Raw genomic sequence first — 9,380 nt, 5'->3', positions numbered from 1 at the left:
GCCCCCGCCCACCGCACCACGCCGAGGGGGCCGCCCGATCCGGTGACAGGGCGGGTGAGTTCCCCCACAACAGCCCGGCCCGGAGGAGTGACGCGGGCTTTTGCGCCTTACGCTCGACGGACCGCACAACCCCCGTCCTTTCCGCCAGCACGGAGGTTCCCGTCTCCATGAAGCTCACCGTCGTCGGCTGCTCGGGCTCGTTTCCGTCCGCGGACTCCGCCTGCTCGAGCTACCTCCTCGAGGCCGACGGCTTCCGGCTGCTCCTCGACATGGGCAATGGCGCCCTGGGCGAGCTGCAGCGCCACTGCGGTCTCTACGACCTCGACGCGATCTTCCTCAGCCATCTGCACGCCGATCACTGCATCGACATGTGCGGGTACTTCGTCGCCCGGTACTACCGGCACGAGGGCGGCCGCTGCGACGCCATCCCGGTCTACGGTCCCGAAGGCACCGAACAGCGACTGACCACGGCGTACGCGGACACGCCCTCCCCCTCGTCGATGAGCGAGGTGTTCGACTTCCACACGCTGAAGCCCGCCACCTTCGACATCGGCCCCTTCACCGTGCGCACCGAGAAGGTCCAGCACCCGGTGGAGGCGTACGGGATCCGCGTCGAGCACGGCGGCAAGTCGCTCACGTACTCCGGGGACACCGGCACCTGCGTGGCCCTCGACGAACTCGCCGACGGCACCGACCTGTTCCTCTGCGAGGCGTCCTTCACGCACGGCAAGGAAGACGTCCCCGACCTGCACCTCAACGGCCGCGAGGCCGGCGAGACCGCACGCCGCGCCGGTGCCGGACGGCTCGTCCTCACCCACATCCCGCCGTGGACCGACCCGCAGATCAACCTCGACGACGCCCGCGCGACGTACGACGGCCCGGTCGAGCTCGCGGCGCCCGGCGCGACGTACGAGCTCTAGGGCACCGGGCCAGGACCCAGCAGGCAACGTACGAAGGGCCCGGCCGTCGATCGCGACGGCCGGGCCCTTCGTCCCGTTCAGTGAGCTGTAGCTACCGCTACTTGGCCTCCGCCTTCAGCAGCTCGGCGAGCTCCTCGTCGGACTCGCGGCCCGGCGTCGGCAGGTTCCACTTGGTGATCGCGAAGCGGAACACCACGTAGTAGACCGCCGCGAAGCAGAGGCCGACCAGGGCGAGGCCCCACGGGTTGGACGCGATACCCAGGTTGAGGACGTAGTCGACCGCGCCGGCCGAGAAGCCGAAGCCGTCCTTCATGCCGAGCGCCCAGGTCAGCGCCATGGAGACACCGGTGAGGACCGCGTGGATCGCGTACAGGACCGGCGCGATGAACATGAAGGTGAACTCGATCGGCTCGGTCACACCGGTCACGAACGCGGTGAGCGCGAGCGAGAACATCATGCCGCCGACGACCTTGCGGCGCTCCGGACGGGCACAGTGCGTGATCGCGAGGCAGGCCGCCGGGAGGGCGAACATCATGATCGGGAAGAAGCCGGTCATGAACTGCCCGGCGCTCGGGTCACCGGCGAGGAAGCGCGCGATGTCACCGTTCACGGTGCCGTCGGCACCCTCGTACGAACCGGCCTGGAACCACGGGAAGGAGTTGAGCAGGTGGTGCATGCCGACCGGGATCAGCGCACGGTTGGCGACACCGAAGATGCCCGCGCCGACCGCGCCCGAACCGACCAGCCACTCACCGAAGTTGTGCAGACCCGCGCCGAGCACCGGCCAGATGAAGCCCATGACGACGCCGATGACCAGGCCCGCGAAGGCCGACAGGATCGGGACGAGGCGGCGGCCGCCGAAGAAGCCGGCCCAGTCGGGCAGCTTGGTCCGGTAGAACTTCTGGTACAGCAGCGCCACCACGATGCCCATGACGACACCGCCGAGCACCTTGGCGTCCACGGGCGCGTCCACGAGGGCGACCTTGTGGTCGACGACCTCCTCGACCTTCGGCAGGTTCGGGTCGGTGAAGGTGCCGAGCACCTTCTGGAAGACCAGGTAGCCGGTGACCGCGGCGAGCGCGGTGGAGCCGTCGGACTTCTTGGCGAAGCCGATCGCGATGCCCACGGCGAACAGCAGCGGCATGTTGTCGAGCAGCGCACCGCCGCCCGCGGCCATGTAACCGGCGATCTTGTTGACGAAGTCCGGCAGGGACTCCTTGCCGAGCATGTCGTCCGCGCCGAGGCGGACCAGCAGTGCGCCGGCCGGCAGGACCGCGACCGGGAGCATGAGGCTGCGGCCGATGCGCTGGAGCACGGCCATCAGGCCGGCGCCCTTCTTCTTGTCGGCCGCGGGTGCGGCAGCCGTGGTCACAACTTCCTCCAGTGGGCATGGCGCCGCCAGAGGATGAGAGTGGGGACGGCGGCGTCGCTCAGGGGACGCGGCGCCAAGGCCGCGTGGTCTACACCACTTAGTGGTGTAGACCTGTTGTAACACGGTGAGGACGGGATAAGGAACCCGTGACTTCTGTTGCCCCGATAACAAACAGGCATAGATGACCAAGGGCCCGGATCGCCGTGCGCGATCCGGGCCCTTGGTGCCGAGCGGAACCAGCCGTACGACCCGTTGCCCCGCTACTTGTAGTTGTCCCGCTACTTGTAGTTCTCCCGGTCCATCTCGGCGATCTCCTCGTCCGACTCCCGGCCCGGCGTCTTCAGGTCGAACTTGGTGATCACGACCCGGAACAGCACGTAATAGACGACCGCGAAACAGAGCCCGACCGGAATGAGCAGCGCCGGTTTCGTCGCCAGATTCCAGTTCAGTACGTAGTCGAACAGGCCCGCCGAGAACGTGAACCCCTCCCGGATGCCCAGCGCCCACGTCACCGCCATCGAGACACCGGTCAACAGCGCGTGGATCGCGTACAGCGCCGGGGCGAGATAGACGAAGGAGAACTCGATCGGCTCGGTCACCCCGGTCACGAACGACGTCAGCGCGAGCGACATCATCATGCCGAGCGTCACCTTGCGGCGGTCCGGACGGGCACAGTGCGCGATGGCCAGACAGGCCGCCGGCAGCGCGAACATCATGATCGGGTAGAAGCCGGTCGTGAACATCCCGGCGTCCGGGTCGCCCGCGATGAACCGGAACACGTCTCCGTGCACCACCGTGCCGTCCGGCTTCGTGTAACTGCCGAACTGGTACCAGGCGAACGTGTTCAACAGCATGTGCATACCGAACGGGATCAGTGCCCGGTTGACCACACCGAAGATGCCCGAACCCCAAGCGCCCCAACTGGACAGCGTCTCCGCAGACGCGTTGAACGCGTCGCCGATCGGCTGCCACCCGTACCCGAAGATCACCGCGAGCCCGACGCTGATGAACGACATCAGCACCGGAATGAACCGCCGCCCACTGAAGAAGCCCAGCCAGTCCGGCAGTCGCGTGCGGTGGTACTTCTCCCACACCTTCGCCGTGATCAGGCCGACCACGACACCGCCGAGCACCCCGGGATTGGTCGCCTGGCCCGTCACATCGTCCTCGAACGCCTTGATCAGCACGTTGTTGAAGACCATGTACCCGACCACCGCCGCGAACGCGGTCGAACCGTCCGCCTTCTTGGCGAAACCGATCGCGACACCCACGCAGAACAGCAACGCCATGTTGTCGAGGATGCCGCCGCCCGCACCCGCGAAGATCGCCGCGAGCTTGTCCCAGCCGAGCCCGTCCTTGCCGAACACGTCGTCCTGCCCGAGACGCAGCAGCACACCCGCCGCGGGCAGCGCGGCGACCGGGAGTTGAAGGCTGCGGCCCAGCTTCTGCAGACCACCCAGAACGATCTGCTTCCAGCTCTTACCGGGTCTCGCCCTCGCCGCGGAAGCTTCCGAACTCATCGCGCCCCTCCCGGAACAAGCCACAATTTGGCGGTCGTTGGATACTGGTGTAGACCAGTGCGGGGTACCGATACGCTGCCGATGTTCCGGCGGACGCCGCTGAGCGTCATCATTCGGCACCTAATGGGCTATCGCTCGCGAACGTGCGCCAAACGTGGGTTACGGTGCGAACCGGACCATGGTGGGCCGAACAAGCCCGTGAAAGCAGGGAGAAGGACATGGCCACTAAGGCTGAGAAGATCGTCGCCGGGCTGGGCGGCATCGAGAACATCGAAGAGGTCGAGGGCTGCATCACCCGCCTCCGCACCGAGGTCATCGACCCCGACAAGGTCGACGAAACCGCCCTCAAGGCCGCCGGCGCCCACGGCGTCGTCCGCATGGGCACCGCGATCCAGGTCGTCATCGGCACCGACGCCGACCCCATCGCCGCAGACATCGAAGACATGATGTGAGCTGACACCGGCTCACCACCCGAAGGCCCCGCACCGCCACCCACCACGGCAGTACGGGGCCTTCGGCCTGCAGCACGGGCGATCCACCCTGAGAATCGCCCCGCCCCACGGGCGATAGGGTCGAGCGCATGTCTCGTATCGACGGCCGCACGCCGCACCAGCTCCGACCCGTCACCATCGAACGCGGCTGGAGCAAGCACGCCGAAGGCTCCGTCCTCGTCTCCTTCGGCGACACCAAGGTCTTCTGCACCGCCTCCGTCACCGAAGGCGTCCCGCGCTGGCGCAAGGGCAGCGGAGAAGGCTGGGTCACCGCCGAATACTCGATGCTCCCCCGCGCCACCAACACCCGCGGCGACCGCGAATCCGTACGCGGCAAGATCGGCGGCCGCACCCACGAGATCAGCCGCCTCATCGGCCGCTCCCTGCGCGCCGTCATCGACTACAAGGCCCTCGGCGAGAACACCATCGTCCTCGACTGCGACGTCCTCCAGGCCGACGGCGGCACCCGCACCGCCGCCATCACCGGCGCCTACGTCGCCCTCGCCGACGCCATCACCTGGGCCCAGGGCAAGAAGCTCATCAAGCCCAAGGCCACCCCCCTCACCAGCACCGTCGCCGCCGTCAGCGTCGGCATCGTCGACGGAACCCCCCTCCTCGACCTCCGCTACGAAGAAGACGTCAAGGCCGACACCGACATGAACGTCGTCTGCACCGGCGACGGCCGCTTCGTCGAGGTCCAGGGCACCGCCGAAGCCGAACCCTTCGCCCGCGACGAACTCAACGCCCTCCTCGACCTCGCCGTCGCCGGCTGCGACGAACTCGCCACACTCCAGCGCAAGGCCCTCGAGGCGACCATCACACCCGGCGGCGCAACCAACTGACCGCAACCACGCGTTCATAGAGGTACGAAGACCAGCCCGGACACACCACATCCACCCACCGTCCGGGCACAGCCAGGGAGGGACCGTTCATGGCCTCGCGCCGCCGACGTACCGCACGCATCACCCTCGCCACCGCCGCGGTGGCCCTTGTGGCGCCGCTCGCCATCGGCTGCAGCGCCGTCGACACGGCACTCGACTGCGTACGGACCGCCGACGCCATCGCGCAGAGCGCGTCCGACCTCCAGCAGGCCGTGGAGAGCGCCGCCGACAACCCCCTCGAAGCCGAGAAGGCACTCGACAAGATCGACAAGAACCTCGGCGAGATCGGCGACAAGACCGACAACGCCGACGTCGGCAAGGCCGTCGACGACCTCACCAAGTCCGTCGACGAAGTCCGCAAGGCCATCAAGAACGGCGACCCCACACCCGACGTCTCCGGAGTCACCGACGCCACCGGCGAACTCACCAAGGCCTGCAAGCCGTAACGCCCGACAGGTGGTGGCGACGCCCACGGGCCCGCCACCACCACCCGGCGCACGACGCCGATAATCGACGCATGACACGCCTGATCCTCGCCACCCGCAACGCCGGAAAGATCACCGAGCTCAAGGCGATCCTCGCCGACGCCGGACTGCCCCACGACCTCGTCGGCGCCGACGCCTACCCGGACATCCCCGACGTCAAGGAAACCGGCGTCACCTTCGCCGAGAACGCCCTCCTCAAGGCCCACGCCCTCGCCCAGGCCACCGGCCTCCCTGCCGTCGCCGACGACTCCGGCCTCTGCGTCGACGTACTCGGCGGCGCCCCCGGCATCTTCTCCGCCCGCTGGGCCGGCCGCCACGGCGACGACACCGCCAACCTCGAACTCCTCCTCGCCCAGCTGTCGGACATCGACGAGGCCCACCGATCCGCCCACTTCGCCTGCGCCGCGGCCCTCGCCCTCCCGGACGGCACGGAACGCGTCGTCGAGGGCCAACTGCGCGGCACGCTGCGGTACGAGCCGTCGGGCTCGGGCGGCTTCGGGTACGACCCGATCCTCCAGCCGGAGGGGGAGAGTCGCACTTGTGCGGAGCTGAGCGCGGCCGAGAAGAATGCGATCAGCCATCGGGGGGAGGCGTTTCGGGCGCTGGTGCCGGTGGTTCGGGAGTTGTTGGGCTGAGGCCACGCAAAACGGCCTGCGAGCCGATCCTTCGATTCGCAGGCCGTTTAGGGTGCGGCCGGAGGGATTCGAACCCTCACGGACTCTCGCCCAAGGGCTTCTAAGGCCCTCGCGTATACCATTTCGCCACGGCCGCGTGGCCGCCATGGTACCGCTTGTCTGGTACGCGCCTACGAGGGCCTGCGGCGTCCGCCTCGGCACCATGTGCTGGTGACCGCATGGCAGTTGGGGCACAGTAACCGCAGGTTCTCCCGGCGGTCGTCGCTCCAGTCGCCGTTGATGTGGTCGACCTCCAGGGTCATGGGATCGCCGAGCCATTCGGGTCCGGTGCCGCAGTCGGCGCATTCCTCCGGTACGCCGACTTCGTGCAGGGCTCGACGTAGCAGCTTGGCTCTCGTCCGCTGCTTGCCGTCGTGCTGCACCAGGATTTCCTCGGGCCCCTTGACGGGCGTCGGACCCGGGTTTCCGCGTTGATGCGCTTGTCCGAGGAAGTGCGAGGCGTCCAGGCCGTCCTCTGCCACCCACGCGCGGAGCAGCGCACGTTGACGTCCGCTGTAGGGCGCCCTGCCCAGGGAACGGAGCACACCGGCAATGGAGGTTGAGCCCTCCACCGCGCGGCGCAGCTCAGGGGCCGGCGGCTTGGCCAGCTCGCCCTTGCCCCGGCGTGGCCGGTGCACGTGCGAGACGTCGATCCCGAAATGGTCGAAGCGCCTGAACAGATAGCGCCGGAGTGTGTCGTACGGCCGGGTGCCGAAGAACTCGATGACCTCGTCGATGCTGGAGCACTCGGCAGCAGCTTGTGCGAGGCGTTCGCGGGTGTACTCGATCCGGTCGCTCATCGCGTTCCCCTGTTGCGACGTGCCTTGCCTCGACCCCGGTAACTGTCCGTAGTCGAGTGGCAGTTGGGGCACATGAGCCGGAGGTTCTCGATCCTGTTGTCGCGCCAGTTGCCGTCGATGTGATCGACCTCAAGGGGCAGCGGGTGGCCTCGCCACACAGGACCCGTGCCGCACCGGGCACAACACTCCGGGATCCCCGAAGCCGTCATCGCCCGGCGGAGGCGATCGCTCCCTATGCGTCGCGCACGATCCGCCGGCTGTTCGACGAGCAACGCCTCCGGCGTTCGGGGGCGTCGCGTCTCGCCGCGGCGTGACGGTATCTGGAAGTGCGAGGTGTCGATCCCGTAGGCCTTGATCCTGCGGCTGATGTGCGTGTGGTGGCCGCCCACCGCCTCAAGCCCGAGGTGGTGCAGCACCTCCACCACGGTTGTGGACGCCGAGACTGCCGCCTGCAGGACTTCCCGCGTCCACTTCACTCCCTCCCGCTCGAAGTGCGACGTGTCCACGCCCAGTTTCCTCATGCGCTCCGCTATGTAGCGCCGCGTGGAGCTCCGCGGATCCACTCCCAACCGCTCCAGCGCCTCCGACAGCGTCCGTGCGCCCCGAGCCGCCTCCTCGAGTCGTTGCTTCGTGTATGGGCTGACTGGCTTCATCGGTTCCCCTCCCGTGTCGACCGCGTGTTCGCGATCTCGTACGGAGTAACGAACCGGTTATCGGACAGTTACGTCCCACATGCACCGATATGCGGAACGGCCCGCACCACTTCTGCAAGTGGTGCGGGCCGTTCCGTACGGAAGAAGGGAGGGCTCAGACGCCCAGGTCCCGGATGATCTTCGCTACGTGGCCCGTGGCCTTCACGTTGTAGAAGGCGTGCTCGACCTTGCCCGCCTCGTCCACGACGATCGTGGAGCGGATGACGCCCGTGACGACCTTGCCGTACAGCTTCTTCTCGCCGAAGGCGCCGTAGGACTCAAGGACGGTCTTGTCCGGGTCGCCGACCAGCGTGACCTTGAGGTTCTCCTTCTCGCGGAACTTCGCGAGCTTCTCCGGCTTGTCGGGGGAGACGCCGATGACGTCGTACCCGGCGGCGGCGAGGACGTCGAGGTTGTCCGTGAAGTCGCAGGCCTGCTTGGTGCAGCCGGGGGTGAGGGCGGCCGGGTAGAAGTACACGATGACCTTGCGGCCCTTGTGGTCCGCGAGCGAGACCTCGTTGCCGTCCGCGTCGGGCAGGGTGAAGGCGGGGGCGGTGTCGCCGGGCTGCAGGCGCTCGCTCATCTGCGGTCTCTCCTCATGAAGTGCGGGTGTCGCGGGTGTCGCCGGACTGGTCCATATGTACGGGCGTACGGGGAGAGCGTAATGGGGGTGCTGTGCGGTGCGTTCGGTGCGGAGCTGACAGACTGTCCACCACGACGACGGAACGCGACCACACGGAGGCAGCGCGGTGTCGGATGCTCAGGCCAGGACCCCCGCTGAGATCGAGGCGGACATCAAGCGGCGGCGTGCCCAGCTGGCCGAGACCCTCGACGAGATCGGTGTACGCGTACATCCGAAGACGATCGTCGGGGATGCCAAGGCGCGCGTCGCGAGCTCGGTCGACCAGACCGTCGGCCGCGCGTACGTCTGCGCCAACCGGGCCGTCAGCGACGTGAAGGCCAGGTTCGTGGACGCCGAGGGTGCGCCGCGGCTCGATCGGGTCGTTCCGATGGCGCTTGTCGTGGTCTCGGTGGTGGGGCTGCTCACGTTGTCCTCGCGCCGTAAGCGACGCTGACCCGGCGGCACGCGGTGGGCGTGCGGGCAGGTAGGTTCGGGGTGTGAGCGCCAACAGCCAGGAACACCACGACAAGTTGCCCATCCGGATGCTGCATGACCGGGTGCTCGTGCGGACCGATATCGCCGAGGGCGAGCGGCGTTCCACGGGCGGCATCGTCATTCCGGCGACCGCGGCCGTGGGCCGGCGGCTCGCCTGGGCGGGTGTGGTCGCCGTGGGGCAGAACGTCCGGACGGTGGAGCCGGGTGACCGGGTGCTGTACGACCCGGAGGACCGGGCCGAGGTCGAGGTGCGGGGCGTGGCGTACGTCCTGATGCGTGAGCGTGATCTGCACGCGGTGGCCGCGGACCGTTTCGAGGGGTCTGAGGATTCCACGGGGTTGTATCTGTAGCGGTTCGTAGCGGCCTGTAGTGCTTCTCTTGCATGTGTACGGGTGAGGGCCCGGCGGTTTTGGCCGCCGGGCCCTCTC

General features: G+C 68.0%; 12 protein-coding genes and 1 tRNA gene. 7 read left to right on the top strand and 6 right to left on the bottom strand.

The genetic code is table 11. The annotated features are described in order from the left end of the window. Positions 1–167 precede the first annotated feature (167 nt). Positions 168–920, top strand: coding sequence for an MBL fold metallo-hydrolase (locus GUY60_RS28740; RefSeq protein WP_161702996.1), 753 nt, complete (start codon positions 168–170; stop codon positions 918–920). Positions 921–1,017: 97 nt separating this feature from the next. Here the strand turns inward: GUY60_RS28740 and GUY60_RS28735 are convergent, their stop codons facing one another. Further along, the gene (locus tag GUY60_RS28735; RefSeq protein WP_161702998.1) at positions 1,018–2,241 is read right to left on the bottom strand and encodes a PTS transporter subunit EIIC; all 1,224 of its coding nucleotides are present in this window, start codon (positions 2,239–2,241) and stop codon (positions 1,018–1,020) included. A 329-nt stretch (positions 2,242–2,570) separates the two neighbouring features. Further along, positions 2,571–3,812: a PTS transporter subunit EIIC gene (locus GUY60_RS28730; RefSeq protein WP_161702994.1), complete on the bottom strand. Its 1,242-nt coding sequence runs from the start codon at positions 3,810–3,812 to the stop codon at positions 2,571–2,573. 164 nt (positions 3,813–3,976) lie between these two features. Here GUY60_RS28730 and GUY60_RS28725 point away from each other — a divergent pair, with 164 nt between their 5' ends. The 4 genes from GUY60_RS28725 (at position 3,977) to rdgB (ending at position 6,304) form a co-directional block, all read left to right on the top strand. After that, entirely contained in the window at positions 3,977–4,264 is a 288-nt protein-coding gene (locus GUY60_RS28725; RefSeq protein WP_312866465.1) for a PTS sugar transporter subunit IIB, read from the top strand. A gap of 128 nt (positions 4,265–4,392) precedes the next feature. After that, a complete protein-coding gene (rph, locus tag GUY60_RS28720; protein ID WP_161702990.1) occupies positions 4,393–5,145 on the top strand; it encodes a ribonuclease PH in 753 nt (250 codons plus the stop codon). Positions 5,146–5,234: 89 nt separating this feature from the next. After that, a complete protein-coding gene (locus GUY60_RS28715; RefSeq protein WP_161702988.1) occupies positions 5,235–5,630 on the top strand; it encodes a hypothetical protein in 396 nt (131 codons plus the stop codon). Positions 5,631–5,701: 71 nt separating this feature from the next. Next, entirely contained in the window at positions 5,702–6,304 is a 603-nt protein-coding gene (rdgB, locus tag GUY60_RS28710; protein WP_161702986.1) for an RdgB/HAM1 family non-canonical purine NTP pyrophosphatase, read from the top strand. 53 nt (positions 6,305–6,357) lie between these two features. Here the strand turns inward: rdgB and GUY60_RS28705 are convergent. The 4 genes from GUY60_RS28705 to bcp form a co-directional block, all read right to left on the bottom strand. After that, positions 6,358–6,440 (bottom strand) — tRNA-Leu (locus GUY60_RS28705). Between the two features lie 34 nt (positions 6,441–6,474). Then, positions 6,475–7,143 (bottom strand): HNH endonuclease, encoded by a 669-nt coding sequence (locus GUY60_RS28700; protein ID WP_161702984.1) that lies wholly within the window; start codon positions 7,141–7,143, stop codon positions 6,475–6,477. After that, entirely contained in the window at positions 7,140–7,796 is a 657-nt protein-coding gene (locus GUY60_RS28695) for an HNH endonuclease signature motif containing protein (RefSeq protein WP_161702982.1), read from the bottom strand. Before GUY60_RS28695 ends, GUY60_RS28700 begins: the two co-directional genes overlap by 4 nt. Before the next feature lie 154 nt (positions 7,797–7,950). After that, entirely contained in the window at positions 7,951–8,418 is a 468-nt protein-coding gene (gene bcp, locus GUY60_RS28690) for a thioredoxin-dependent thiol peroxidase (protein ID WP_161702980.1), read from the bottom strand. A 166-nt stretch (positions 8,419–8,584) separates the two neighbouring features. On the opposite strand from bcp, the gene GUY60_RS28685 reads away from it, so the two are divergent. Together GUY60_RS28685 and GUY60_RS28680 are read left to right on the top strand one after the other, a co-directional pair. Continuing rightward, a complete protein-coding gene (locus tag GUY60_RS28685; RefSeq protein WP_161702978.1) occupies positions 8,585–8,911 on the top strand; it encodes a DUF3618 domain-containing protein in 327 nt (108 codons plus the stop codon). A 43-nt stretch (positions 8,912–8,954) separates the two neighbouring features. Beyond that, a complete protein-coding gene (locus GUY60_RS28680; protein WP_161702976.1) occupies positions 8,955–9,302 on the top strand; it encodes a GroES family chaperonin in 348 nt (115 codons plus the stop codon). The last annotated feature ends 78 nt before the right edge of the window (positions 9,303–9,380 follow it).

Source organism: Streptomyces boluensis (genome assembly GCF_009908195.1).
Classification (GTDB): Bacteria; Actinomycetota; Actinomycetes; order Streptomycetales; family Streptomycetaceae; genus Streptomyces; species Streptomyces boluensis.
Note: the sequence above shows the minus strand (reverse complement) of the source record. Positions and strands in the feature narration are given on the sequence as shown.